At 70.1% G+C, this 25,500-nt stretch carries 22 protein-coding genes; 12 read left to right on the forward strand and 10 right to left on the reverse strand.

The genetic code is table 11. The features are described 5' to 3' along the window. Positions 1 to 176: 176 nt before the first annotated feature. Positions 177 to 1,649 (reverse strand): APC family permease, encoded by a 1,473-nt coding sequence (locus ACF06X_RS06900; protein ID WP_392286158.1) that lies wholly within the window; start codon positions 1,647 to 1,649, stop codon positions 177 to 179. A 313-nt stretch (positions 1,650 to 1,962) separates the two neighbouring features. Between ACF06X_RS06900 and ACF06X_RS06905 the strand changes: the two genes are divergently transcribed. Both ACF06X_RS06905 and ACF06X_RS06910 read left to right on the forward strand, forming a co-directional pair. After that, positions 1,963 to 2,418, forward strand: coding sequence for a VOC family protein (locus ACF06X_RS06905; protein ID WP_392286159.1), 456 nt, complete (start codon positions 1,963 to 1,965; stop codon positions 2,416 to 2,418). Positions 2,419 to 2,646: 228 nt separating this feature from the next. Then, a complete protein-coding gene (locus ACF06X_RS06910; RefSeq protein ID WP_392286160.1) occupies positions 2,647 to 3,804 on the forward strand; it encodes an acyl-CoA dehydrogenase family protein in 1,158 nt (385 codons plus the stop codon). 418 nt (positions 3,805 to 4,222) lie between these two features. On the opposite strand, the gene ACF06X_RS06915 is transcribed toward ACF06X_RS06910, so the two are convergent. From ACF06X_RS06915 to ACF06X_RS06935, 5 genes are all read right to left on the reverse strand, one after another. Beyond that, positions 4,223 to 5,800 carry an AMP-binding protein gene (locus ACF06X_RS06915; RefSeq protein ID WP_392286161.1) on the reverse strand — a complete coding sequence of 526 codons (1,578 nt, stop codon included), beginning with the start codon at positions 5,798 to 5,800 and terminating at the stop codon, positions 4,223 to 4,225. A 158-nt stretch (positions 5,801 to 5,958) separates the two neighbouring features. Then, the gene (locus tag ACF06X_RS06920) at positions 5,959 to 7,137 is read right to left on the reverse strand and encodes an NAD(P)/FAD-dependent oxidoreductase (RefSeq protein ID WP_392286162.1); all 1,179 of its coding nucleotides are present in this window, start codon (positions 7,135 to 7,137) and stop codon (positions 5,959 to 5,961) included. A 170-nt stretch (positions 7,138 to 7,307) separates the two neighbouring features. Further along, the gene (locus ACF06X_RS06925) at positions 7,308 to 9,530 is read right to left on the reverse strand and encodes an ATP-binding protein (RefSeq protein WP_392286163.1); all 2,223 of its coding nucleotides are present in this window, start codon (positions 9,528 to 9,530) and stop codon (positions 7,308 to 7,310) included. Between the two features lie 232 nt (positions 9,531 to 9,762). Further along, positions 9,763 to 12,135 carry a SpoIIE family protein phosphatase gene (locus ACF06X_RS06930; RefSeq protein WP_392286164.1) on the reverse strand — a complete coding sequence of 791 codons (2,373 nt, stop codon included), beginning with the start codon at positions 12,133 to 12,135 and terminating at the stop codon, positions 9,763 to 9,765. A 302-nt stretch (positions 12,136 to 12,437) separates the two neighbouring features. After that, on the reverse strand, positions 12,438 to 13,175 hold the full coding sequence (locus ACF06X_RS06935) for a VOC family protein (RefSeq protein ID WP_392286165.1): 738 nt from the start codon (positions 13,173 to 13,175) through the stop codon (positions 12,438 to 12,440). 199 nt (positions 13,176 to 13,374) lie between these two features. On the opposite strand from ACF06X_RS06935, the gene ACF06X_RS06940 reads away from it, so the two are divergent. Together ACF06X_RS06940 and ACF06X_RS06945 are read left to right on the forward strand one after the other, a co-directional pair. Continuing rightward, on the forward strand, positions 13,375 to 13,779 hold the full coding sequence (locus ACF06X_RS06940; protein WP_392286166.1) for a hypothetical protein: 405 nt from the start codon (positions 13,375 to 13,377) through the stop codon (positions 13,777 to 13,779). Continuing rightward, the gene (locus tag ACF06X_RS06945) at positions 13,764 to 14,753 is read left to right on the forward strand and encodes a hypothetical protein (RefSeq protein ID WP_392286167.1); all 990 of its coding nucleotides are present in this window, start codon (positions 13,764 to 13,766) and stop codon (positions 14,751 to 14,753) included. Before ACF06X_RS06940 ends, ACF06X_RS06945 begins: the two co-directional genes overlap by 16 nt. 92 nt (positions 14,754 to 14,845) lie before the next feature. Here the strand turns inward: ACF06X_RS06945 and ACF06X_RS06950 are convergent, their stop codons facing one another. Continuing rightward, positions 14,846 to 15,151: a helix-turn-helix domain-containing protein gene (locus tag ACF06X_RS06950; RefSeq protein ID WP_392286168.1), complete on the reverse strand. Its 306-nt coding sequence runs from the start codon at positions 15,149 to 15,151 to the stop codon at positions 14,846 to 14,848. Between the two features lie 64 nt (positions 15,152 to 15,215). On the opposite strand from ACF06X_RS06950, the gene map reads away from it, so the two are divergent. The 3 genes from map (at position 15,216) to ACF06X_RS06965 (ending at position 17,059) form a co-directional block, all read left to right on the forward strand. Further along, complete coding sequence (gene map / locus ACF06X_RS06955) at positions 15,216 to 15,992, forward strand: type I methionyl aminopeptidase (protein ID WP_392286169.1); 777 nt, start codon at positions 15,216 to 15,218, stop codon at positions 15,990 to 15,992. A 105-nt stretch (positions 15,993 to 16,097) separates the two neighbouring features. Then, positions 16,098 to 16,685 (forward strand): TetR/AcrR family transcriptional regulator, encoded by a 588-nt coding sequence (locus tag ACF06X_RS06960; RefSeq protein WP_392286170.1) that lies wholly within the window; start codon positions 16,098 to 16,100, stop codon positions 16,683 to 16,685. Next, on the forward strand, positions 16,682 to 17,059 hold the full coding sequence (locus ACF06X_RS06965; RefSeq protein WP_392286171.1) for a hypothetical protein: 378 nt from the start codon (positions 16,682 to 16,684) through the stop codon (positions 17,057 to 17,059). The genes ACF06X_RS06960 and ACF06X_RS06965 overlap by 4 nt, the downstream gene beginning before the upstream one ends. Before the next feature lie 55 nt (positions 17,060 to 17,114). Here the strand turns inward: ACF06X_RS06965 and ACF06X_RS06970 are convergent, their stop codons facing one another. Then, a complete protein-coding gene (locus ACF06X_RS06970) occupies positions 17,115 to 17,486 on the reverse strand; it encodes an STAS domain-containing protein (protein ID WP_392286172.1) in 372 nt (123 codons plus the stop codon). A gap of 5 nt (positions 17,487 to 17,491) precedes the next feature. Next, positions 17,492 to 18,898, reverse strand: a complete 1,407-nt coding sequence (locus tag ACF06X_RS06975; protein WP_392286173.1) for a PP2C family protein-serine/threonine phosphatase — start codon at positions 18,896 to 18,898, stop codon at positions 17,492 to 17,494. 444 nt (positions 18,899 to 19,342) lie between these two features. Here ACF06X_RS06975 and ACF06X_RS06980 point away from each other — a divergent pair, with 444 nt between their 5' ends. The 4 genes from ACF06X_RS06980 to ACF06X_RS06995 all read left to right on the forward strand — a co-directional run bounded on the left by ACF06X_RS06980 (position 19,343) and on the right by ACF06X_RS06995 (position 23,800). Further along, positions 19,343 to 20,257: a F510_1955 family glycosylhydrolase gene (locus tag ACF06X_RS06980; protein ID WP_392286174.1), complete on the forward strand. Its 915-nt coding sequence runs from the start codon at positions 19,343 to 19,345 to the stop codon at positions 20,255 to 20,257. Positions 20,258 to 20,936: 679 nt separating this feature from the next. After that, positions 20,937 to 21,323, forward strand: coding sequence for a hypothetical protein (locus ACF06X_RS06985; protein ID WP_392286175.1), 387 nt, complete (start codon positions 20,937 to 20,939; stop codon positions 21,321 to 21,323). A gap of 78 nt (positions 21,324 to 21,401) precedes the next feature. Beyond that, on the forward strand, positions 21,402 to 22,502 hold the full coding sequence (locus ACF06X_RS06990; protein WP_392286176.1) for a PLP-dependent cysteine synthase family protein: 1,101 nt from the start codon (positions 21,402 to 21,404) through the stop codon (positions 22,500 to 22,502). Beyond that, positions 22,499 to 23,800: an MDR family MFS transporter gene (locus ACF06X_RS06995; protein ID WP_392286177.1), complete on the forward strand. Its 1,302-nt coding sequence runs from the start codon at positions 22,499 to 22,501 to the stop codon at positions 23,798 to 23,800. The genes ACF06X_RS06990 and ACF06X_RS06995 overlap by 4 nt, the downstream gene beginning before the upstream one ends. A gap of 282 nt (positions 23,801 to 24,082) precedes the next feature. On the opposite strand, the gene ACF06X_RS07000 is transcribed toward ACF06X_RS06995, so the two are convergent. Then, positions 24,083 to 25,018, reverse strand: a complete 936-nt coding sequence (locus ACF06X_RS07000; RefSeq protein ID WP_392286178.1) for an alkylmercury lyase family protein — start codon at positions 25,016 to 25,018, stop codon at positions 24,083 to 24,085. A gap of 54 nt (positions 25,019 to 25,072) precedes the next feature. Here ACF06X_RS07000 and ACF06X_RS07005 point away from each other — a divergent pair, with 54 nt between their 5' ends. After that, positions 25,073 to 25,471 (forward strand): heavy metal-responsive transcriptional regulator, encoded by a 399-nt coding sequence (locus ACF06X_RS07005; protein WP_392286179.1) that lies wholly within the window; start codon positions 25,073 to 25,075, stop codon positions 25,469 to 25,471. Positions 25,472 to 25,500 lie beyond the last annotated feature (29 nt).

Genomic DNA, 25,500 nt, shown 5'->3' on the forward strand with positions numbered 1-25,500 from the left:
TTCAGACGTGGCGCTGTCCGAGAAGTAGCCCACGTGGGGGAGGCTCTGAATGCGCGGAAATCCCCGCCAGACGAACCGGAAAAACACGACGCCCCTCTCGTGCCGCAACTGATTGGCCGCAGCACGAGAGGGGAATCCGGTCACGTGTTCAGAGCCCCGCGGCGCGGATCAGTCGATCAGTGGATCTCGTCCTGGGCGCCGATCCGGTCCCAGACCGCTGGTTTGGCCGACTTCAGCCATTGGGCGTAGAGGCTGCCGGCGACGGCAACCGCGCACAGCGCCGCCATGCACCAGTAGCCGGTCGCGGCAGTGCCGAACAACAGGTCGGCGTTCTTGAACGAGAGAAACAGGGTGAGGCCGAAACCAATGGCGCTCAGGATCGGGGCGATGAGTGTCTTGAACAGTGAGGCGTCGAGCTCTCTGCGGGACCGGAAGAACACGATGATCGCCACCGCGGTCCACGTCATCAGGAGGATGAGGCCCCACAGGCCAAGGCCCTGAAGAGCGACGTACCAGGTCACAGGGTCGACGTGCGCGACCGCAAGGACCAGGTCGATGGCGAGTACGGCCACGGCGACGGCTCCGGCTGCCGGCGTCGGAGACTTCCACCGCGGGTGCACCCGGGAGAGGGCGGACGGCAGGACCCCGTCACTGCCGAGGGCGAAGGTGTAGCGGGCGGAGATGTTCTGAACGGCGAGGACCGCGGCGAACAGGCTCGTCACGACCAGCACGTTCGCGACGTCGCCGGCCACGGTCGCCACATAGAGCTCAAGACTGTCGAAGAAGCTGCCCGCAGCACTCCCGGTCTGCGCGAGCGATGCTCCAATGCCGCCGGGGCCGCCGAACGCGACCTGGTAGATCCAGGAGTTGAACGCGTAGAACCCGGCCAGGATGATGATCACCAGGTAGGTGGCGCGAGGGATGGTGCGGTCGGCATCGCGTGTCTCCGACCGGAAGACCTGAATGGACTCGAAGCCGGTGAGACAGCCCACGGCCAGCAGCAGGGCGAGTCCCCATGAGCCGGTGGCCGGAACGGAGAGTTCCAGGCCTCGTCCCGCCGGTCCGCCGTCGAAGAACACCCTCAGGTCCCAGACGAGGACGACGAGGACCTCGACGCAGAGCAGCACACCGAGGACCTTGGTGGAGACGTCGATGTTCAGCAGGGTCAGCGTCGAGACGAGCGCCCACGCGATCAGGGCCCAGGCCCACCACGGAAGATCGGGGCCGTGCAGAATGCCGGTCGACACCGTGTTCGTCACGACGCCCATGAAGATGTAGGTGGCGGCAGCCAGGACCACGTAGGTCGCGAGCGCCGTGAACCCGGCGCCGAGGCCCATGGATCTGCCGAGGGCGTGGGTGACATAGGTGTAGAAGGCACCGGGCTTGGCCATGTGCTTGGCCATGGTGACCAGTCCTGCGGCGAAGAACAGCACCATCACCATCACGCCGAGGTAGATGAGTGGTGTGGGCCCGCCGATGCCCAATGTGATCACGACCGGTATGAACCCCGACATGATGCCGATCGGAGCGTTGAACGCAAGCACCGTGAACAGCAGTCCGCCGGTGCCGAGGCTTCCTTCGAGATGGGGGGAGTCGGCGTCGACACTTGCTGCGGCCGTATCCGAGGGGGTCGTTGGAGTGTTTTCCATGTGGCTCGATCCTTTCCCAGTTGGGCGCGGACCCTACGGCCGTCCCGGGATAGTGGCGGAGGCCACAACGGGCTTACACGCCCGATTGGGGGAGGTACGGAGCCGATGGCTCCGGCCGGTCGGTGAGCACTGCCGCGACACACCCAACCGGGCGTAATCCCGCGCTGGGGCGCGGAGGTGATCGGCCGCTGTCGACAGGGTGGTACGCGAAACAGTGGCACTGCTTCGTCCGTGGCCGCAGACGCCGGACGTCGCACGAACGACGCCCCGGAACGACACGGCGGCGGTTCGGCACACCCCCGGAGGAGAGCGAATGACGGATTCCGTGAACGGCATGGGCGGCCCAGAGGCCTCCGGCCTCTTCTCGCTGCATCACATCGGGATCGTCACCCCGCGCGAGCGGTACGACGACGTGGTCGCGAAGGTCATCGACTGCCTCGGCGGCTCCCTCGAGGAAGAGGGCGGAGACAAGGAACTCGACATCCAGGGCTCGTGGATCCAGGTGGGCTCCGGTCTGAGGCTCGAGGTGGTCACTCCTCGACGCGACATCGACAGTCCGATGACGAGGTTTCTGTCCAAGACGGGCGGCGGACTCCATCACGTCTCCTTCGAGACCACCGAGATCAGCGCGTGCAAGGCGCTGGCCTTGGCCGGAGGCGCCTCGATCATCGGGGAGTCCGCGGACCACGACGGCTGGGCGGAGCACTTCATCCACCCCGGGCACACCGGTGGTGCTCTCCTGCACTGGATGCAAGCGCTCGGGCAGTAGCGGACCAGGAGCGCTGTGGGCGCTGCCGTTACCGAGTGAGAGCGGTGCAACGACGCCGGGTCGAGCCGGACAATCCCCCAACCGGGTGCGGATCATGCGGTACGGCTCGGTTCGATGCGCACCCGTGCCGTACTCGGTGCCGTCGTGCCCTCCTGCCCGAGCCACCTTTCATCTGACGAACTCGGGGCGGTGCAGTGCACCGCCCAACCACCCGCAAAGGAAAGACGCATGCGCCGCACCGTGTTCAGCGAGGACCACGAGTCCTTCCGCCAGATGCTCCGCGCCTTCATCGAGGCGGAGGTCGTCCCCGTCTACGACGAGTGGTACGCGGCCGGCCAAGTGCCCCGAGACTTCTACTACAGGCTCGGCGAGCTGGGCGTCTTCGGCGTCAACGTCCCCGAGGAGTTCGGCGGCGCGGGCCTGGACACGCACAAGTTCGAGGCCGTCATGTACGAGGAGACCGCGCGTGCGGGCGTCCTGCTGGGATGCACCAGCGCGCATGTGCTGCTTTCCCTGCCGTACATCAAGATGCTCGCCACCGACGAGCAGAAGAAGCGCTACCTGCCGAAGTTCGTCACCGGCGAGGAGATGTGGGCGCTCGCCATGACCGAGCCGGGCACCGGCTCCGACGTCGCGGGCATGAAGACCACCGCCAAGCTCTCCGAGGACGGCACCCACTACGTCCTCAACGGCGCCAAGACCTTCATCACCGGCGGTGTGCACGCCGACCGCGTGATCGTGTGTGCGCGAACATCCGCGCCGCGCAAGGACGACCGCCGCTTCGGCATCTCGCTGTTCGCCGTGGACACCACGTCCGAGGGCTACTCCATCGGCCGCAAGCTGGACAAGCTGGGCCTGAAGACCTCCGACACCGCCGAGCTCGCGTTCATCGACGTGAAGGTGCCCGCCGAGGACCTGCTCGGCGAGGAGAACAAGGGCTTCTCCTACCTCGGCAAGAACCTGCCCTCCGAGCGCTGGGGCATCGCCTATGACGCCTACGCGCAGGCCAAGGCCGCCATCCGGTTCGCCCAGCAGTACGTGCAGGAGCGCATCGTCTTCGGCGAGCCCGTCGCCTCCTTCCAGAACACCGGGTTCGAGCTGGCCGCCTGCCAGGCCGAGGTCGACGCCGCCGAGGCCGTCGCCGACCGCGCCCTGGAGGCCCTGGACGCGGGCGAGCTGACGCCGGCCGAGGCCGCCTCCGCCAAGCTCTTCTGCACCGAGGTCGCCCACCGCGTCATCGACCGCTGCCTCCAGCTGCACGGCGGCTACGGCTACATCAACGAGTACCCGATCGCCCGCCTGTACGCCGACAACCGCGTCAACCGCATCTACGGCGGCACCAGCGAGATCATGAAGACGATCATCGCCAAATCGATGGGCCTCTGAAGCCGCCGCGTACAGCACCACATGGCGCCGCAGCCGACGGCAACACCGCCCTCGGCTGCGGCCTCATGGACGCGGCGATCCCTCGTCGTCGTCCTCCTGGCCCGGGACATGACGCACCTGTAATTCCCCTCGGTCGCGGCCCACTTGTGCCCCGGCAAAGCGGCCGCCCCCCGACCACACCGAACGTGGTCATGCCGCTTGCGTCAGCGCCGACACCGCGCCGGCCCAGCATCTGCTCGAACGTCTCCCGGCCCCGAAGGCCCCTGTGCGGCGCAAGCGGCCGCCGGAAGCGTGGGCACACGCCTCCGACCGCTCCGCGCGCCGTTCCCACAGGTCAACCCTCGGATCCTGCCCTCATCCGAGGCAGGCCCGATCGTCGCGCGAGACGACGACGATCAACCACACAGACACGGCCCTCTCAGCGCCGTCCGAGTTCGACGTTGGCATCCCAAGCACTGGCCGTGATCCCTCGCTCACGCACCCTGCGCTTCTCGATCCGCTCGGACGGCGTCTTCGGCAGACTGTCCACGACCTCGACGTAGCGAGGTACCGCGAATCGTGGAAGGTCCTTCTCGAGGAACGCCAGGAGTTCACGCGGATCGAGATCTGAACCCGCCGCCACGACGACGAGTACGGCGACGTCCTCTTCGCCGACCTCGGAGGGCACTCCGATGGCTGCCGCCTCGAGCACATCGGGGTGTGCGACCACCACCTGCTCGACTTCCCACGCAGACACGTTCTCGCCACGGCGCCGGATCGAGTCCTTCTTTCGGCCGATGTACTCGATCCAGCCCTCACCGTCCTGACGCACGAGATCACCGGTGTGGAACCAGAGGTTGCGCCAGGCCTCCACAGTTTCCTCGGGCTTGATCCAGTAGCCCTGCATCATCGCGTACTCGTCGCGGGGCCGGAACACGAGCTCGCCGGTCTCGCCGGCGGCGACTTCGGCGTCATCCTCGTCGACCACGCGGACTTCCATCTCCGGGAGCGGCTTGCCGATGGTCCCCGGTTTCGTCTCGTCGCACGGAACCGCGGTGATCAGCAGGCACTCGGTCATGCCATAAGCCTCGACGATCTTGACTCCGAAGCGCTTCTCGAAGTCGAGCAGGACATCCCCGGGAGTGGAGGAGCAGATCGCGATGCGCGCCGGAATGTCGGCGTCGTCGGGGCGGGGCGGCTGCTTGTGAAGGAGCCACAGCATGGTGCCGACCGTCCCGAAGACGGTGGCCCCGTGCTGCCGCACCTCGTCCCAGAAGGACCGGACACTGAATCGGCTCCCCAGGGCGACGACACCTCCGAAGCACAGCCCCGCCGACACGTAGGAACGCGCGTCGATGTGGAACAGGGGCTGGACCAGGTAGTACACGTCGTCCGAACGAAGCTTGAGCAGATGGTGCGCGTGGTTCGCGTTCGCCGGGTAGTAGCGCTGCGGCAGCATCACTCCCTTGGACGGCCCGGTCGTGCCCGAGGTGTACATGATCGTCGCGATCTCGCTCGGGCGCGGGAGCGGGAGCTCTCCGCCGGCCGCGCTGCCGTCGGCGAGGAGCTCCTCGAACGAGATGTGACGCGCGCGATCACCGAACGGGCGCAGCTCGGCTCCACAGCCGATGGTGACGACGACCTCCGGGTCGTAGGTGATCGTCTGCGCGAGTATGTCCAGGTAGTCCGCGGTTCCGATGAGCACGCGAGGTGAAGCGTCACTCACCAGGTAATCGAGCAGGCGGCCCCGCACCTCGGCGTTGAACGGCACGTCGACGGCCCGCGCGGCATTCGCCCCCAGCCACGCCCAGACCGCCTCTGGGCGGTTCTCACACATCACCCCCACTCGGTCACCCGGCTCGACTCCCAGGCTTCGAAGACCGCGAGCGGTGGCTTCGACCCGGTCGAGCACTTCCCGGTAGGTGAATGTCTGACCCGCGACCCGCAAGAACTCCGAATCAGGGGACCTTTCGGCGGACCGACGCAGCGCTTCATAGAGGCTGTTGGGAATGCTCACCGTTCCTGCTCCACTCTGGCTCGATGGCCTTCGCGTTGGCCGTCGCACGGACAGGCCTAGTTCGTGGCATGACCATGCATCCCATGGACGCCGAGTGTGCGGTCACCGAAGCCGACATAGCCCGGCTGGGGGACGGTCGGGGCGCCTTCACCACCGGCTCACCCGCTCTCGGCCACGTCCCCCCACGAGACTTGGTCGAGGATGGCCTTCTGGTAGCGCACAAGGAGCCGCGGCGCGTTGACGCAGAGCGCTCCGCGGATCACGTCGTCCCGGCCGAAGAGGGCCACCATCGAATGGTCACCGGTCTGCCTGACCTCGATCTGCCGCGCGCCGCTCGCAACGCCGACGAACCGCGCCGTCGCGTCGAACTGATCGGACCAGAAGTAGGGAAGGGCGGCGAACGCCTCGGTTTCGCCGAGCAGGCTGAGTGCGGCCCGGCCACCCTGTTCGGCCGCGTTGCGCCACTGCTCGACCCGCATGGTCTCGTCGAACAACGGGTGGTGCCAGCGAGCGACATCACCCGCCGCCACAACTCCGGGGACCGAGGTTCGCAGGCTCTGATCGCAGACAACGCCGTCGGAGACCTCGACACCGCTGCCGTCGAGCCAACCTGTGGCGGGAGCGACCCCGATGCCGGCGACGACCACGTCGGCAGCCAGTGTCGTCCCGTCTCCCAGTCGGATCTTGGTGCCGCCCTTGGTGACTTCGATCTGGTCCAAGGCGCTGCCGAGGTAGAGGTCGACCCCGTTGGCCTTGTGATGGTCTCTGAACCATCCACCGACTCGATCACCCAGCACCCTGGTGAGTGGCACCGGTGCCGTCTCGACCACGGAGACGTCCAGCCCCATCCGGCGCGCGGTCGCGGCCACCTCCAGGCCGATGAATCCGGCGCCGACCACCACGAGATGGCGCCCCGGCACAAGCTCCGCGTGCAGCGCCGCGGCATCCGCGAGAGACCGGACCACGTGCACCGACCCGGTCTCGTCCAGGTCGCCCAACGAACGCGGTGTGCATCCGGTCGCGATGACGAGCCCGTCGTACGCCAGCTCGCGGCCACCTTCGAGGAGCAGTTGTCGTTGCCGGACGTCGAGGCCTGCCGCGGCTCTGCCGAGGCGCAGTTCGACTCCTTGGTCGCCGTACCAGCCGGGTTCCCTCAGCAGGAGCCCGTCCAGCTCGGGACCGCTGCGCAATGCCTCCTTCGACAGGGGCGGCCGGTCATAGGGAAGGTGCGGTTCAGCACCGACGAGCGTGATCTCGCCCTCGTAGCCGTGCGTACGCAGCGCCTCGACGGCGTGGACCGCGGCCAGCGAGGCCCCGACGACCACGATGCGGTTCATCGCGTCGGCCTCTCTGCGCGATGTTCCCCATCCAGCCTCTTCGGCACCATGCTCGCTCTCCTTGGATGTGATCCGTTACGGCGAGGCCACTCTCCGCGTGATGTCGCCGAAGGCGGAGCGGCAGAGGCGAAACATGCCCGGATGGGGGGCGTGGCGGCGGCGAGAGGCGGTTACGTCCGGTCGGCCTGTTGCTGCACGACCCAGCTCGCGATCTGGGTGCGGGTGGCGAAGCCGAGCTTCGTCAGGATCTTTTCGACGTGCCCCTCCGCGGTCCGCGGGGAGATGACCAGCCTCGCCGCGATCTCCTTGTTCGACATTCCCTCGGAGACCAGATCGGCGACCTCACGTTCGCGGCGACTCAGCGCAGGTGCGGGAGGCTGGGTCTCGGGCGCCGGCTGTACGCGCTCGCGCAGGGCCAGGGCGAGCGTTTCCTCCGCCGTCAGCGCACGGCCCCGCCCGAACGCCGCGTCGAACGCGGCCTTGCCGATCTTCTCCCGTGCCGCCTTCTCGAACTGCTCGCGCCGGGCGATCATGTGCGTCGAGCCGACGAGCGGGGCTCCGATGGTCTTCCAGAGTGCGGCGGTTCCACCCAGCAAGGTGGCCGCTCGCTCGGCTTCGCCCTTGGCCACGGTGGTCCAGGCGAGCACTTCGAGCACGAGCGCCAGCCCCAGGGTGTCGTGGAAGGACCGCTTGATTCTCAGCGCTTCGCACAGGTCCGATTCCGCCGCGTCGACCTCTCCGCGGATCAGCTTCAGGAAGCCGCGCTCCCACAGGGCGTACGACAGTTGCCAGCGCTCTCCGGCCGCCTGACATCGCCGGAACAGATCGTCGACCACTTCCGCGGCCTTGTCGGCCTCGCCCAGCAGAATGTGGACGGATGCCAGCTCGATCCGGGCGAAGTTGGGGTACGCGGCCGGGACTTCGGCATCGGCGTACCGCTGGAGTGCTTCGGCGAACAGCGGGACGGCGCCGGGCAGGTCTGCCTCGGCCAGGCCCGCCCGGAGGCAGTGACACAGTGCCAGGACATGCGTGGCATAAGCGAGTGCGGCGCGATCGCCGAGCCGAGCGGCGAGGCTGCGGGCCTCTTCGGCCAGCGCTGTCGCCGTGGGCTCGTCTCCCTGGGTCATGGTGATGTAGGAGGCGGTCGCGAGCGCCCAGGCACGTTCCCGGCTCGGCTCCTGGTCGAGCGCCAGTGCCCGGTCCAGCCAGAGCTTGCCCTCGGTGACGTAGCCCATGGCCATCCAGAACCACGGGACCGCGGCCATGCGGAGGGCGACGCGCGCCTCACCGGGTCGGGACAGACAGTAGTCCAGCGCGCGACGCAGGTTCGCGTGCTCCAGCTCGAGCCTGCTCGCCCAGTCCTGCTGCTTGTCGCCGCCCCATTCCTCGTCGACCGTCTCGACGAGGCGCAGACACCAGTCACGATGCCGGCGCATCAGAGCCGGTTCGTCCCCCGACTCGGCGAGTCGGGCCTGGCCGTATGTGCGGATGGTCTCCAGCATGCGGAAGCGGACGTACTTGCCCTGCTCTTCACGGATGAAGATCGACTTGTCGAGCAGTCCGGCAACGGTGTCGATCACGGCGTGCGTCGGGAGGGTGTCGTCGGTGCACACCCTCTCGAGCGCGTCCATCCCGAACCCTCCGGCGAAGACGGATGCGCGCGCCCACAGTGCCTGCTCCGCCGGGCTGCACAGGTTGTGGCTCCAGTCGATGAGCGCCTGGAGAGTCTGGTGCCGCTCCGGCAGGTTGCGGCTGCCCTCCCGCAGCAGCTGGAACCGGTCGTCCAGGCGGTTCGCGAGTTCATCGACGGCGAGCACCCGCAAGCGCACCGATGCGAGCTCAATGGCCAGGGGGATTCCCTCCAGCCGGTGGCAGAGGCGGATGACCGCCGCCTCGTTGTCCGGCGTGAGCGCGAATCCCGGCACGACCGCGACCGAGCGTTCGGCGAACAGAGCGACCGACGGGTACTGAGTGGCCGTGCCGGGCTCCGGGGGGTCCTCGGGGTCGGGCGCGGGCAGCGGCGGGACCGGGTAGACATGCTCCCCGGCGATCCTGAGCGCCTGCCTGCTGGTGGCCAGAATCCGCACGTCGGGCGCGGCCCGCAGCACCTGGTCCGCCAGGTCCGCGGCGGCCTCCACCAGGTGCTCACAGTTGTCGAGGAGCAGGAGCATGCGCCGTTCGCGCAGGTGATCACAGACCGCGGTCATCGACGGACGGGCCGACGGTTCCGGAATGCCGAGGGCGTCGATCAACGTGGGAGGCAACAGGGCCGGATCCTTCAAGGAGGCCAGCTCCACCAGGCACACGCCATCCGGGAAAGCGCGCCGCAGCTCCCTGGCGACGCGGAAGGCGAGCCGGGTCTTGCCCACGCCGCCGATCCCGGTCAGCGTCACCAGACGGGCTGTGGCGAGGAGTTGGCGGACCGCGGCGATGTCCTGGCGGCGGCCCACGAAGCTGGTGAGATCCGCCGGCACGGCATTCGGCAGCCTTGCTGGCAGCGTAACCATCAGGTCCCCAAGGGCAGCTCAGGAGCGGCGGTGAACCCATCGTATCGCCGGCTCACCAACGAACCGAGAGCCGGGGCAGGAGTGTGCACAGGTGGTTCCGCGGTCGGGCATCGGCTCCTCACTCCAGTACGTCGAACAAGTCCGGCATTCCTGTCGGGCCCGAGAGGGGGACTTCGGCCCAGATCGTCTTGCCGTCCGGCGTGTAACGGGTGCCCCACCGCTCCGTGAGCTGGGCCACGAGAAACAGCCCACGGCCACCCTCCTCGTCCTGCCCGGCCCGGCGCAGGTGTGGAGAGGTGTGGCCGCCGTCCGAGACCTCGCAGATCAGGCTCTGGTCTCGGATGAGCCGCAGCCGCATGGGAGCGCCGCCGTAGCGGAGCGCGTTGGTGACCAGCTCGCTCACGACCAGCTCGACGACGAACGCCGCCTCGTCGTGTCCCCAGTCGACCGCCTTCTCGACGGCCAGGCCACGGAAGCGGGCGACCTCGGCGAAATCGGCGGGGAGATCCCAACTCGCCACTTGGCCGTCGCTGAGCGCGTGGACGCGGGCCAGGAGCAGGGCCGCGTCGTCCTCGGAGGGATGCGGCAGCATGGTGGTCAGGACGCTGTCGCCCGTCTCCTCCAGCGTGCGGCCGGGTCGGGACAGCGCGTCGCGCAGCCTGCTCAGGCCGACGTCGATGTCCTGCTCGCGGGATTCCACCAGGCCATCGGTGAACAGGGCCAGGAGGCTGTTCTCGGGAAGGTCGAATCCGGCGCTCTCGAAGGGCAGGCCGCCCAGACCGAGCGGCGGGCCGGCGGGGAGGTCGAGGATTTCCACGCGGCCGTCGGGCGTCACGAGCGCGGGAGGCAGGTGGCCGGCGCGGGCCATGACGCAGTGCCGCTCGACGGGATCGTAGATCGCGTACAGGCATGTCACGCCCACGGCCCGGTCGTCCTCGCCGTCCAGGGACTGTGCGACGACCAGGTCGTCGAGCCGGGCGAGCAACTCCTCCGGCGCCAGGTCGAGCGCCGCGAGTGCCGCCACGGTGGTCCGCATCCGCCCCATGGTGGCGGAAGCGCGCAGGCCACGGCCGGCCACGTCACCGATGACCAGGCCGACGCGTGCCCCGGAGAGCGGGATGACGTCATACCAGTCTCCGCCCACCCCGACCGGCCCGGCGGCCGGCCGATAGCGGTGGGCGACACTCACGGCCGTGGGCTCTGGAAGACGACGTGGCAGCAGGTCACGCTGCAACATCAGCGCAGCCGCATGCTCCCGGACATACCGGCGACCGTTGTCCACGCAGACGGCGGTGCGGGAGACCAATTCCTCCGCCAGGTGGACCTCCTCGGGATCGAATGTGTCCCGAGGCGGAAACCTTTGAAAGGTCACCAGACCTAGCACGGTTCCCCGCGCACGCAAGGGAACGGCCAGCATGCGATCGCCGACGACGGGACGCCCTTCGGAGAGGCAGCGCAGCTGCGGCGAACCGGCTGGATATTCGGCCAGGCGCGACGGCATCGCTCCCGCCACGCTGTCACCGGCGGCTCGCTCGGCCATCCGCCGCAGGTGGGGCGCCGTCCTGCCGTTCGCCTCGCCGGGGTCCTCGCCACGGAGCACTGGTTCGAAGAGGTCCACGCTGGTGATGGCCGCGAACTCCGGAACGGTCAGCTCTGCCAGGTCGCCGGCCGTCCGTTCGATGTTCAGAGTCTGTCCGATCTTGCCGCCCGCCCGGCTCAGCAGTGCCAGGCGTTGTCTCACCACGTAGCGGTCGGTGATGTTGACGGCCGTCTCGCACACACCCAGCGGCCGGCCGTCGACGTCCTCCAGCCGGAAGTACGAGGAGGACCAGAACTGGTAGTGAAACGGATCGAGGTCCGTCGGGCTGCGGTACCGGAGGTCGACGAGAGGTTCCCCGGTGTTCAGCACGTGCTCGAAGGGCTGGTCCATCGGGGGCGGTGGGCTTCCGGCCTCGGAAAGGTAGTCGCCCTTCGGAAGCACGTCCGAGATGTACTGTCCGCGGCACTCCTCCAAGGTCAGGCCGAACTCCTTCTCGACCGCCCTGTTGATCCACTTCACGCGCAGTTGAGTGTCGAGGACGGAGATCATGATCGGCGACTGCTCGCTGAGGCCGTTCAGCATGGCCTGATCACCGGCCCACTGGTCGAGGCGTGGGGTGCTCACGGCCGCCACCAGCCAGGTGGCACCGCCCTCGTCGTGCCCCAGCGGGCTGACCGCCAGCGCCACCCGCAGAGGGTGGCCGTCCCGGTGAAGCGCCGAGCAGGTCGGGTACCTCGTCCCGGATTCCAGCAGCGCGGCGACTCCCGCGGCGTCCGCCAGAAGATCGCCCACCGGCCTGCCCAGCGTCTCTCCGGGCGGGTAACCGAACAGCGCCTCGGCCGCGGGACTCCATCCGATGATGATCTCTCGGGCGTCCAGCACCACCGTCGCGGCCGTGGCGACGTCGAAAGGGCCGCCGTGCTCTGTGGCCCCCATGTTCTCGGCGCTCATAGAGACCTGCTTACCTGGTGAAGCCACGGGGCGCCCGGAGTACGCCTCTACCAAGGTCAATCTACTGCGCGGCGATCCGGGCGGCATGCGCAGCATGCAGGTGCCGCACATGCCGCGGTTCCTGCTGCGGTGCAGCCGGCGGGAGCGAGCCCGACTCGCAGCCAGCCCACCCCCTCAGCCGCCCATGCCTCCACGCCCCGGTACTGACGCACCGGCTCAGTGACGCCGGCGGTCCACACCTGCCCGGCGAGACCCGCCGGCCTACGGCCGGCAGCTCGACGGCCAGAAGGGCGTGCGCCTCGTCAGCGAGGAGTGAGGAGGCAGAACTCGTTGCCCTCCGGATCGGCCAGTACCGTCCAGGAGATCGCGGACTGGTCGATACCAGGGTCGGTGGCGCCCAGGGCGCGCAGTCGGGCTTCCTCCGCTGCCAGGTCGTCACCGGGGTAGGGGGCGACGTCGAGGTGGACGCGGTTCCACACGGTCTTGGTGTCGGGGGTGCGGACGAACTCCAGGTAGGGGCCCACGCCTTGGGAGGATCGCATGACCGCGTGGTCGTCGGTGACCTCGTGCGGAGTCCAGTCCATCGCCTGGCCCCAGAACCGGGCCATACCTCGTGGGTCGGTGCAGTCGACCACCACCGCGGCGATCGGCCCGGTGTCCTGGTAGATCGGGCGGGGCTCCAGGACGCAGAACTCGTTGCCCTCCGGGTCGGCCATGACCGTCCAGGGGACGTCGCCCTGACCCACGTCGGCGAGCGTCGCGCCGAGGTCCTTCAGGCCCGCGACCAACTCCGCCTGATGGGCGGTCGAGTGGGTGGCCAGATCGAGGTGCACCCGGTTCTTCACCGTTTTGGGTTCCGGGCGGGCGACGAGGTCGACGCAGACGGCCGCGGGGTCGGGGTAGGCGAAACCCACGGGTTCGAGGTTGGTCACGCCGGGTCCCTCGCTGTCGACACCCCAACCGAGTGCCTCCGCCCAGAACCGGCCGAGCACGGAGTCGTCCTGGGCCTTCATATTGATCTGCACGAGTCGTGTCGCCATGCCGCAGATCCTAAGAGCTGCCGCCGACGAGGGCCGCCGAGACTGCGCGCACGTCGTTACCGGACCGAAGTGCTTGGCCGAAAAGCGCACTCCCCGGTGGGCGGAGGACCGTGGCGGGCAGACTGGCGAGGACTGCATGGGGGAGCGAGCGTAGGGGGGCGTGCGGGATGGGCATACGGGGGCGCGTGGCGGTGGGTCGGTGACGGCGTATCACATCAAGCATCTGCCGCCCGGGACTCTGCCCGGCCACGGTGTCGCTGTCTGGTCCGTGACCGGGGACGGTGTCGCCTCCCGGTCCGTGTCCGGAGGCGACGTCGCCACCTGGGCTGTGGCCGACGCCGAGCGGTGGCGGAAGGCGGCGGTCCCGACCGTTCTCGCCCCGGCCGTGGGCGGCTGGATCCTGGCCGTCCTGGTGGCGGCGGCGTACGTCCTGCTGTTCGGGCTCTCATCCGCGTCCGCGGCCTGGCACAGCGAACCCGGGACCGGGACGGACTGGCTGAGGTATCCGGGTCTGATCCTGCTGACCGCCCTGCCGCTGTGGTATCGGGACGTTCCGGTCGCGGCCATACCGGCGGCTGTGTTCGTCCTGTGGAAGCGGTTCTGACTCTGGCCCACCCCGGCGACCTGGATCATCCGGCGAGGGCCGGCCGGCTGGTCGTCCTCGCCGCCTGCGCCGTCGCGTTCACAGGAGGCTGTCTGCGGCTGCGGGCCCGACGCCGACAGCGGGCCCTGGCCCTCGCCGCCGCGGGAGAGCGCCGCTTCCCACTGCCTCACGGCACCCCGGAATCGGACGACCACCGCGGACACCAGCAGGTCTACCTCGGGCTGGCGCTCTGCCTGGTCGCCGCGGCGATCCTCGCCGACGGCCTGTTCGGGGAGCCGACAGCGGCCGGCGTCGCCTACGACGCTGTCGGACATCAGGGCGTCGGTCTGGTGCTCCTTGTGGCCGGTACGACCTTCTACGGCCGAGGCCAGCTCGCCTACCAGGCGGCCCGGCGGCTGCACGGGGAGCCACAGCCGGCCTTGATCGTAGGCGTGCGCGCCGGGGCGGACGGGCGCCACTGGGTGTGCGCGGACGCCCGCACCCGCTCGGCGGCCCCCTTGATCGCGTACCTTCCCCGCGAGAGCGACACCCGCGCCAGGACACGGCTTCTGGGCAGCGGCTCGGCGTACGGGGTGAGGAACGGGCACCACGACATCGACCCGAAGCACGAGCCCTTCGAAGCGGTCCTGTACGGCACCCTCGCGGAGGGCGACGAAGTCGCCCTCGAATACGCCTGTGCCGAATACCACCGCCACCAGGAGATGGGGCGGATGTACGCGACCGTGACCACTGCCCCGCTCCGCCCGGACCGCCGCCACGGGTTGGGCCCGTGGGAACCGGTGGACGGCCCTGCCCGGCAGCGCGAGCGGCTCCGCGAGGCCCGCGAGAAAGCGGAGCGCTACCGGGAGGAACAGCGCAAGGCGGAGGAGCGCCACAGGAACGCACCTCGCGGCTCGTCGGCCCGCAAGCGCGGAAGGGACTCCGGAACCCGGCACGACGGGGCCGGCTGCGGCTCCAGTTGCGGGGGCGCCTGAGCCCCGGCAGCCGAAGAGCCGTGCCATGAACGTCGGTTTCTGTGGCGAAGACGACCGCGTCGAGGCGAGCCGCGCAGGAGCGACGGAGCGGGTTACGAGGCGAACAGCACGTGTCGGGCGACAGGCGGGACCGACCGGTCCACGCCGGCGGTCTCCGGCCGGCTGATCTCCGCCCAGACCGCGTCGAGGGACAACCCGAGGGTGTCGGCGATCGCTGCGATGGTCGGAAAGGCGGGGGTGGCCACGCGGCCGGATTCGATCTTGCGGAGCGTCTCCGGCGAGATGCCCGCGGCGAGCGCGACGTCGAGCATCGAGCGGCAGCCCCGGGCCCGGCGGAGCAGGGCGCCCAGGCGCTGTCCGCGTTCGACCTCGGCGGGAGTGAGCGGCAACCTGACCATCCGCCCATTCTAATACCGGTACAGTTAGACCGGTATAGTTATTGGAAGAGCGTGAGAGGCCCCCATGATTGAGATCCTGAACTCCACCCTGCTCGATCGGGCGAAGGACACCGGAGCGCTGGTCGGCGCCATCCTGCACACGCTGAAGCAGCGCAGCACGCCCGGCACGAACCTTCTGGACATCGACCAGTGGGCCAAGGAAATGATCACTGAAGCGGGGGCGCAGTCCTGCTACGTCGACTACGCGCCGTCCTTCGGTCGCGGCCCGTTCGGCCACTACATCTGCACGGCCGTCAACGACGCCGTGCTCCACGGCCGCCCCCACAACTACACGCTCGCCGACGGCGACCTGCTGACTCTCGACCTGGCCGTCTCCCTGCGCGGAGTGGCCTCGGACGCCGCGATCAGCTTCCTCGTGGGCAAGGCCCGGCCCGCAGAGAGCGTCGCGATGATCGAGACGACCGAACGCGCGCTGGCCGCGGGCATCGCCGCAGCCAAGCCGGGGGCACGCATCGGCGACCTCTCCCACGCCATCGGCACGGTCCTCAGCGAAGCCGGCTACCCGATCAACCTTGAGTTCGGCGGTCACGGCATCGGCTCGACCATGCATCAGGACCCGCATGTCCCGAACACCGGACGGCCCGGCCGGGGCTACAAGCTGCGCCCCGGACTGCTCCTGGCCCTGGAGCCCTGGGTCATGGCCGACACCGCCACGCTCGTCACCGACGCCGACGGCTGGACGCTGCGCAGCGCGACGGGCTGCCGGACGGCACACAGCGAGCACACCATCGCCATCACTGACGCCGGAGCAGAAATCCTCACCCTGCCCCCGCAGGCGTAGCGGCCAGGGGCAGCGCCCGCAGTCCACCCTGGAGACGTGGTCGAGCCGACGTTCCGGGGCGAGGCCGACCCATTTACCCTACGGGTCGTCCCGTATGGTTATGTCATGACGAACGTCAGCCCGCAGCGTGGGCGCCCCCGAGACAGCAGAGCTCATCAAGCGATCCTGACGGCCACCGCCGAACTCGTCACCGAACTCGGCTATGCGAACACCTCCATCGGCGCGGTCGCATCCCGGGCCGGCGTAGGCAAGGACACCGTCTATCGACGCTGGTCGGGCAAGGCGGAGTTGGTGTACGAGGCGGTCTTCACTCAGGCCGAGGCGGCTCCGGTTCCGGACAGCGGCACGCTGATGGGTGACCTCACGGCCCTGCTGCAGGCCCTTCTCCAGGAGTTCACCGCGCCGGCGGCCGCCGCCGCGTTGCCCGGCCTGCTGGCCGACTTCGCCGCCACACCGGAGTTGCGGACCCGCATCCGGACCCAGTTCCTGGCCCCGGCCAAGGACGGCCTGGTGGCGGTGTTCGAGCGAGCCGCCCAGCGCGGCGAGTGGGACCGCGGCGTACCGGTCGATCTGGTCCTCGACACCCTCGCCGGCGCCGTCTTCTTCCATGTCGGGCTCGTCGGCGAACACCCCGGCCCCCGACTCGCCTCTCAACTGGCCACCATCGTCAGCCGCGGAATCGAGACCCGATGAACGCCTGGTTCCTCAGCGCCGGCATCACGGCCGCCGCGGTCGCCGTGATCCACGCCGTCGCGGGCGGCAGGGACGTCGCCCGGCCCCTGTCGGCGAGCGATCTCGCCGACGAACCCCGACGAACGCTTCATGCCGTCTGGCACATGGTGACCGCCGACCTGACTCTGGCCGCCGCCGCCCTGATATGGCTCAGTCCGGGCAACCGACCGGGCGGTGACACCATCGCCTGGCTGTTGGCCGCCCACTTCGTCGCCTACTCGGCCGTCTTCCTCACGGTGACTCTGAGGGCCAACTGGTCAAGACCCCTGGTACGTCTGCCCCAGTGGTTGCTGCTGCTGCCCGTCGCGGTGCTGGCCGCGGTGGGTACGGCGTGAGCCGGGACCGGATCCGGCCTGCCCCTTCGACACCAGCGCGGCGCACCGGAAGGGTTCAGGTCGGCTGGGGGGCAGCGGTGTGGTGGGCGTTCAGGGCTTCGTCGGCGGTCGGGTAGGCGGGCATCAGCGTGCTGACGCCGGTGAGGTCGAGCATCCGGGTCAGCCGGTCGGGTACGGCGGCCAAGGCCAGGGAGCCGGAGGCTCCCTGCGCGCAGCGCAGGATGCCGATGAGGGCGTTGAAGCCGGAGGAGTCGCAGAAGGCGACCCCGGCGAGGTCCAGGATCAGACGGGGGTGGCCCTGGGCGATGACATCGAGTGCGCCGGTGCGCAGGGTTGGGGCGGTGTGGATGTCGATCTCGCCGACGACGGAGATCACGGCGAGGGTGCCGTCGGTGTGTCGGGTGGTGAGTGTGAGGTCGTCGGTCATGGTGGTCAGTGCTCCTGGCCGGTGCGAGCGGCGTCATGGGAGGGGGAGGGATCGGGGGCGGCGGCGGTGTGCGTGGTGATGGCGGCGGTGGGCTGCGGGTCCGACCGGTCGGGAACGGACAGGGCCAGGAGGGCGACGTCGTCGCCGGCGCCCTCGGGCAGATCGGTGATCAGAGCCACGGTGTCCTCCACCAGGTCGGCGGCGGCCGCGGTGGACCGGGAGGCCAGGAAGGCGGCCACGCCCTCCTCCCCCAGCATGCTCCCGTCGGCCAGACGGGCCTCCGTGAGCCCGTCGGTGTACAGCAGCAGTCCCTGGCCGGGTGCCAGGCGGAGGGTGTGCGAGGCGAACTGGGCCTGGTCGAAGGCGCCGACCAGCATGCCGCCCTTGGGTCGGACACCCTCCACCCGGATCTGACCGCTGGTCCCGCAGGTCCCCCTGGTCCCGCTGGTCTCCGGTGTCAGGTGGAAGATCGGTGGATGGCCACCGCCGGCCACCGTGACGGTGAAGCCGCCGTCCGGGTGCGGGACGAGGGTGCCGAAGACGCAGGTGCAGTACCGGCTGCCGACCGAGGGGTCGAGCAGGAGGGCCGTGTTGAGGTCGGCGAGCACGTCGGTGGGGTCGGTGTGGTGCTGGGCGGCGGCGCGCAGGGTGTAGCGGGTCAGCGAGGTGACCACGGCGGCTTCGGCGCCCTTGCCGCACACGTCGCCGAGGAAGAACGCCCACCGCCCGCCGCCGAGGGGAAAGACGTCGTAGAAGTCGCCGCCGACGTCGCGGGGAGAGTCGGTCTGGTAGTGGCAGGCCAGGTCGAGGCCGGGCACCACAGGCAGTGCCGGCGGCAACAGCGTCCGCTGGAGGGTCGAGGCGAACGCGGCTACCGCCGCCCTGTCCCGTTCGGCCCGCTCCCGCGCCTTTTCCTGTTCCTTGCGCCGGTCCTGCTCCGCGCGCAGTCGGCGCAGTGCCGAGAGACGCAGTTCCATGGCGTCCAGGACCATGGAGGCGAGATCCGCCAGGGTCGCGGTGTCGGCCTCCGTGATCAGGCGCGGCTTGGTGTCGATGATGTTGACGGTCCCCAGCCGGTAGCCGTCGACGGTGATGATCGGCGCGGCGGCGTAGAAGCGCACTCCCATCGGGCCGGCGACCAGCGGGTTGGCACAGGCCACCGGGTCGGCCAGAGTGTCGGGGATCACCAAAGTGTCGTCGCGCAGGATCGCCGAGGCGCACAAGCCCGGATCGCGGCCGATCTGGGTGACGCCCTCCAGTCCATGGGCGGCCTTGAACCAGATCCGGTCCTCGTCCACGATCGTCACGCTCGCCACCGGCACGTCGAACAGCCGCGCGGCGATCGCCGCCACGCGGTCGAACGCCCCGTCCGGCGGGGTGTCGAGGATGTCGTAGCGGCGTACGGCCGCCATCCGTGCCGCCTCCGCCTCCGCCTCGGCCGAGGGCGCGCACCTCGCATCCGTCCCGCCTTCGGCCGGCGAAGCCGCAGGTACGCGTGTCGACATCGGTCCTGTCCCGCCTTCCCCGCACCACCGGCCCTCGCGGCCGGACGTCAGGGACGACCATACGACAAGGGTTTCGGAGCGACGGGCCGCGGCCGGCGTGAGTGGAAACACGCACCAGGCGGCGTTTCCCTTTTCGCCACGTCACGACGCCCGCCGCAGGTGGTCAGGCGCTTGAACAAAGCCCCCCTCGGCCGCCGTGGGGTCTCACCGGTGACCGTTGACAGTGTCCCGCGCGGAGGTCGAACGTGAGCGTGAACCCGACCTGGCCCAGTCGCCGGTCATACGGGTATGGGGCGCCGTGTGCTTCCGCCGACGGCTCTCCGTACGACCGACACATGAGGTGAATCACGCATGCCTGCCTTTACGGACCCGTTCCGCCGACCGCGTACCCGCTCGCTCCTCGCCGTGGGTTCCGTCGCCGCGGGTGCCCTCTTCCTCGCCGCGTGCGGCGACGGCGCCTCCTCCGAAGGTGCCGGGAGTGACGGCGCCACGCCGGCCCCGGCCGCGCTGCACAGCCATATCCACGGACTGGGGGTCGACCCGGAGGACGGCAGGCTCTACGTCGCCACCCACGAGGGGATCTTCACGCCGGACGGCACCGGAAGCCCGCGGCTGGTCGGGGACAGCCGGGACGACTTCATGGGCTTCACCGTGGCCGGGCCCAAGACCTTCCTGGCCAGCGGCCACCCGGCCCCCGGCAGCGACCAGCCGGCCGACCACGGGTTGATCAAGAGCACCGATGCCGGAAAGTCGTGGAAGACCGCTTCGCTCAAGGGCCAGGCGGACTTCCACAGCCTGGACCACGCCAAGGGCGTCATCTACGGGTACGACAGCACACGGGGCCTGCTGCGGGTGAGCGAGGACGGCACCCACTGGCAGAACCGCGCCCGGCTGCAGGCCCTTGATTTCGCCGTCGACCCGGAGGACCCGAGCAAGGTCGTCGCCACCACGGCGGACGGCGTCGCGCGCAGTACGGACGGAGGCGCGAGCTTCGGTCCCGGCGAGGGGCCGGGCATGGAGTACCTGTCCTGGGCGACACCGGACTCGCTGTTCGGCGTCGACTTCACCGGTGCTCTGAGCGTCAGTTCCGACGGCGGCGCCACCTGGAAGAAGACGGCTACCGTCCCCGGAGGACAGCCCCAGGCGCTGACCGCCGTCGACGAGCGGCACATCCTCGTGGCCACCCAGGACGGGATCTACGAGTCCCGGGACGCGGGGAAGTCCTTCACCAAGCGCCTCTCCGTGGCGAACGGCGATCACCACTGACGACGACCGACGAGGTCTTCGAACTCGGTCGACCGGTAGGGGCGCGGAGTTCCGGACCACCGGCGGACAGGCGGCTAAGATAACGGCGTGATGACAGGCCGGTCGCGCCCGCGTGCGCCACATTCCCGCGTCTCCGCGGGGCTGCGACGCCTCCTCGGCCTGGCCGCACTCCTGTTCGGCCTGCTGGCCGGACACGGTGTGGACGCGGACGGGGTCCCGGAGTTCACCTCACCGACCCTGACCGCCGCCTCGCAGAGCATCGTGGACAACTCCGGCGGACACCTGCCGACGCACCCGACCCACGAATGCTCACCCAGGCTTCCCGAGGGAACGCCGACGCCCAGCGCGCCCGGCGCATCTCGGCAGTCCGAGGCGCCACGCGAACGCCCCTGCGGTCAGCAGGCCGGCACCGATTCGGTGAGAGACAGCGCGCTTTCATCAACGTCCCTCAGAAATCCCGCAGTTCTGCAGGTGTAGAGACTCCCCCGCCTCCTCCCCCGGTCGACGCGTGACCACGCGCCCGGGAGTCGAGCGGCCGTCTTCTCCCGCACCCCCCAGAACTGTCGCGGGTGCCGCTCCGTCCCGTCGCCACGGGACCCGAGCCGCGCACCCCGGAGGACCTATGCCACCTCGCGTTCGCTTAGGCACAACGACCGGATTTCCACCCGCCCTGAGCCACGTGCTCACCGGCATCGTCGGCGCCCTCCTGATGTCGGCGGCGCTCTGCTTCTCGCCCGTCGGCGACAGCGCGCACCGAGGGCTCGACACGGCCGTGACGGCCCCGGTGACCGCCACGGTCGCAGCGCCAGGCGGGGGCCACACCCAGGACCGAGCACCACATCACCATGGTCACGGTCATGGAGCCGGCTGCACCTTCCCCGGCCTGTCCCCCCAGGCGTCCGTCACGGCGCAGCACTCCGAAGCCGGTGCCGCACCTCTCGCCCCGCCCGCGCGCAGCGACGTGACGACTCCGGATCCCACCACCTCACGAACGGTCGCCCCCGAAGCCGCCATAGCCAGGTCGGGCCGCTCGACGCAGATCAGCGTCTGCCGGTGGCGCGTCTAGGCCGTTCCTTCGCAGCCGCGTGGCGCGGCCGCCGAACGGACGAGTACCTGACGCGCACACCGACATGAGAGCGGAACCATGCATTCCTTCACCACGGACGTCACACCCCCCACCCGCACGGCCCTGTCCGGGCTTGTGGGCAACACCCCGCTCCTCCACATCTCGGAGCCGCTCGCCCCCGCGGGCCGCGGCTTCTGGGCCAAACTGGAGGGCTTCAACCCCGGCGGCATCAAGGACCGCCCGGGCCTGCACATGGTCGAACGGGCCCGCGCCCGTGGCGAGCTGCGCCCCGGGGCCCGGATCATCGAGTCCACCAGCGGCACCCTCGGGCTCGGGCTCGCCCTCGCCGGCATGGTGTACGGCCACCCCGTCACCCTGGTCACCGACCCGGGCCTGGAGTTGTCCATGACCCGGCTGCTGACCGCGTACGGCGCCCAGGTCAACGTGGTCGCCGAACCGCACCCCACCGGCGGCTGGCAGCAGGCCCGCCGTGACCGCGTGACCCAGCTCCTCGCGCGGCACCCCGGCTCCTGGTGCCCGGACCAGTACAACAACCCCGACAACACCACCGCGTACACGCCGCTCGCCCTCGAACTCGCCACCGAACTCGGCCACATCGACGTCCTGGTGTGCAGTGTGGGCACCGGCGGGCACTCGGCCGGCGTCTCCCGTGTCTTGCGCCGGCTCTACCCCGACCTGACCCTGGTCGGAGTCGACACCATCGGCTCCACGATCTTCGGCCAGCCGGCCCGCACCCGGCTCATGCGCGGGCTCGGATCCAGCATCTACCCGCGCAACGTCGCGTACGAGCAGTTCAGCGAGGTGCACTGGGTCGCGCCGAGCGAGGCGGTGTGGTCCTGCCGTCAACTCGCCACCTCCCACTACGCCACGGGCGGCTGGAGCGTCGGCGCCGTCGCCCTGGTCGCGGGATGGCTCGCCCGCTCCCTGCCCGAGGAGACACGGATCGCCGCGATCTTCCCCGACGGCCCGCAGCGCTACCTCGGCACGGTGTACGACGACGACTACTGCGCCGCCCATGGTCTGCTCGACGGTCCGCCCGCACCGGAACCGGACGTCATCGGACGCCTCGACGAGAAGGAGGTCACCCGCTGGACCCGCTGCGCCACCGTGGTCGACCCCCTCACGCTCGCCGACTCCCCGGAGGAGCAGGTCCGATGAAGGGCACGATCACCCAAGTCCGTTCGTACGACCGCAGCGTGCGGCTGTTGATGGTGAACCAGTTCACCATCAACCTCGGCTTCTACATGCTGATGCCCTACCTGGCGGCCCATCTCGCCGGGCCTCTCGGCCTCGCCGGCTGGCTCGTCGGACTCATCCTCGGCGTACGGAACTTCAGCCAGCAGGGCATGTTCCTCGTCGGCGGCACCCTCGCGGACCGGCTCGGCTACAAGCCGATGATCATCGCCGGCCTCGTCCTGCGGACCGTCGGCTTCGCGACCCTCGGCCTGGTGGACTCCGTACCCGCGCTGATCGCCGCCTCCGCGGCGACCGGCCTGGCCGGCGCCCTCTTCAACCCGGCCACCCGCGCCTATCTCGCCGCCGACGCGGGCGACCGCCGGGTCGAGGCGTTCGCACTCTTCAATGTCTTCTACCAGGCGGGAATCCTGCTCGGACCGCTGGTGGGCATGGTGCTGACCGGGGTCGACTTCCGCCTCACGTGCCTCGTCGCGGCCGGGATCTTCGCCGTACTGAGCGTCGTCCAGATCCGTGCCCTGCCTGCCCGCCGGGCCCCGGAGACGAAGGAGAAGGAGGGACAGAGCGTGCTCGGCCAGTGGCGTGGCATCCTCGCCAATCGTCCGTTCCTGCTCTTCTCCGTGGCCATGATCGGCTCGTACGTCATGTCCTTCCAGGTCTACCTGGCGCTGCCCCTGGAGGTACGGCGCCTCGGCGGCGAGGGCACCTTCGGCACGGCGGCCGTCGCCGTCCTGTTCGCGGTCTCCGGGCTCAGCACCATCCTCTTCCAGACGAGGGTGACCGCCTGGTGCAAAGCCCGCATGGAGCCCGGACGCGCCCTCACCTGGGGCCTGCTCACCATGGGCGTGGCGTTCGTGCCTCTCCTCGCCGCCACCGCGGTTCCCGTACCGAGCGGAGGCATCGGGCTGTGGCTGCTGGCCGCCGTACCGCCGACGCTGGCCGCACTGCTGCTGGCGATCGGGACGATGATCGCGTACCCCTTCGAAATGGACACCATCGTCCGGCTCTCCGGCAACCGCCTCGTCGCCACGCACTACGGCCTCTACAACACCATCTGCGGAGTCGGCATCACCCTCGGCAACCTGCTGACCGGCGCGGCGCTCGACGCCGCACGGAAGGCGGGGGTCTCCGCGCTGCCGTGGCTGGCGCTCACCGCGCTCGGCCTGGCGTGCACCGCCGCGCTGTACGGGCTGCGTCGCACGGGCCGCCTCGCCGCACCACCGGCCGAGGCCCAGAACCGGCCGCGACCCGTGGGCGTCTGACCCGACCGCCATGTGTCGCTCTGCCCGGCCAGGAGCCGGGGAAGCGCTCGGCGATCAGGTCGACGCCGTGCCTGGCCTCCGGCTCCTCCAGGAAGTGGAGCATGTGCTGGGCGCGGCGCTGCGGTACGACAGCTGCCGACACCACCGAGGTGTGGCTCGCCCTGCGCGCGGCCCGCACGTCCGGCCGGCTGCCGTGACGCGGCAACGGGCACCGGCACCGGCACCGGCACCCAGGCAGCACCGGGCCCCGCACGCCCGAACCGGGCCAGAGGCGAGGGTCGTTCAGGCCTCGGTCAGCAGGTGGCCGAAGGTCTCCCGGCCCAGCGTCTCCGCCTGGTTCCGCGGCAGCACCTCCGTGTGCGCCTCCGGGTGGGCTTCCTGCCAGCGCCGGGCCGAGTCCGCCCCGGCGAAGAAGTTCAGCGCGGAGCAGCACACGTCCACCGCCGGCCCCGCGCAGGGGCCCGTGACGGCGAGCACCACTGCGGACGCCGGCCGCCACACCGCCGTACCGGCACGGAAGTCGACCACGACCGGCTGTCCTGTGACCGGGTCCGCCGAGCGGATCTCGACATCGCGGCCGAGCATCGGCGCGATACCCAGGGCGTCCACCGCGCACATGGCCCACACCTGCGGTCCGTCGGCGATACGCACCCGGTGCGCGGTGGGGACGGGCGAGAAGGGATAGGCGGCACGCACCCTGCCCGCGTCGTCCACGCTCAGGTAGTCGGCTGCCGAGAGTTCGGCCAGCACCCGTTCCACCGAGACCCCGAACGGAGCGGTCACGGCGGCCAGTTCGGCCTCCGACGGCTCCCGCCCACGGGTCGCGAAGCTCCGCAGCACCGCCTGCTGCACCGCACGCCGCCCGCCCTCGACCGGCGCCAGCCGTCCACGGCCGCCCCGCCCGACCACCTCGGTGGCGCCGGCTCCGGCCAGGGCCGCGCGGAGCTCGGCCGCGGACGGCACTCCCCCACCCACCCGGCACGACAGGCTCGCCGACTCCCCTTCGCGTACGAAGGGGTCGGCCCCGTTCAGCAGGAGGGTCGGGGAGCCGTGCATGCCCAGCCGTACGGCCTCGGCGTCATCGGACACCTCCCGCCACACGACCCGCACGTCGCCCCGCCCGGTCAGCGCCTCGGCCAGCCGCTCGCGCAGCACCTCCGCCGTCGGACACCCGGGCACCATCAGCACAGTCACTTCGGTCGGCCTCATCGTCTCCATGCCTGGACGCTAGACCTTCCAGTGCGGTGGAAGGTCAAGGCGTACGCTGGAGACATGCGTATCGGAGTCCTCGCCGGCACGGCCGGAACGAGCACCAAAGCCGTCCGCTTCTACGAGCAGGCGGGCCTCCTGCCCGCACCGCCCCGCACGCCCGGCGGCTACCGCGACTACCCGCCCCACGCGGCGGACCGGCTGGCCTTCATCCGCAACGCCCAGGCCGCCGGACTGACCCTCGCCGAGATCCGCGAGATCCTCACCATCCGCGACAGCGGCCAGGCCCCATGCGCCCACGTCCGTGCGCTCGTCGCCGAGCACATCCGGCAGATCGAGGCGCGCATCGCCGAACTCACCGAGGCACGGACCGCCCTGCTCGACCTCAAGGACACGGCCGCCGCCACCGACCCCGCGTCCTGCACGGAGGAATCGATCTGTCGCGTCTTCCAAGCGAGTTGACGCGCCGCACGCACCGCGCCGGACGCACG

The organism is Streptomyces sp. NPDC015346 (assembly GCF_043078785.1).
Classification (GTDB): domain Bacteria; phylum Actinomycetota; class Actinomycetes; order Streptomycetales; family Streptomycetaceae; genus Streptomyces.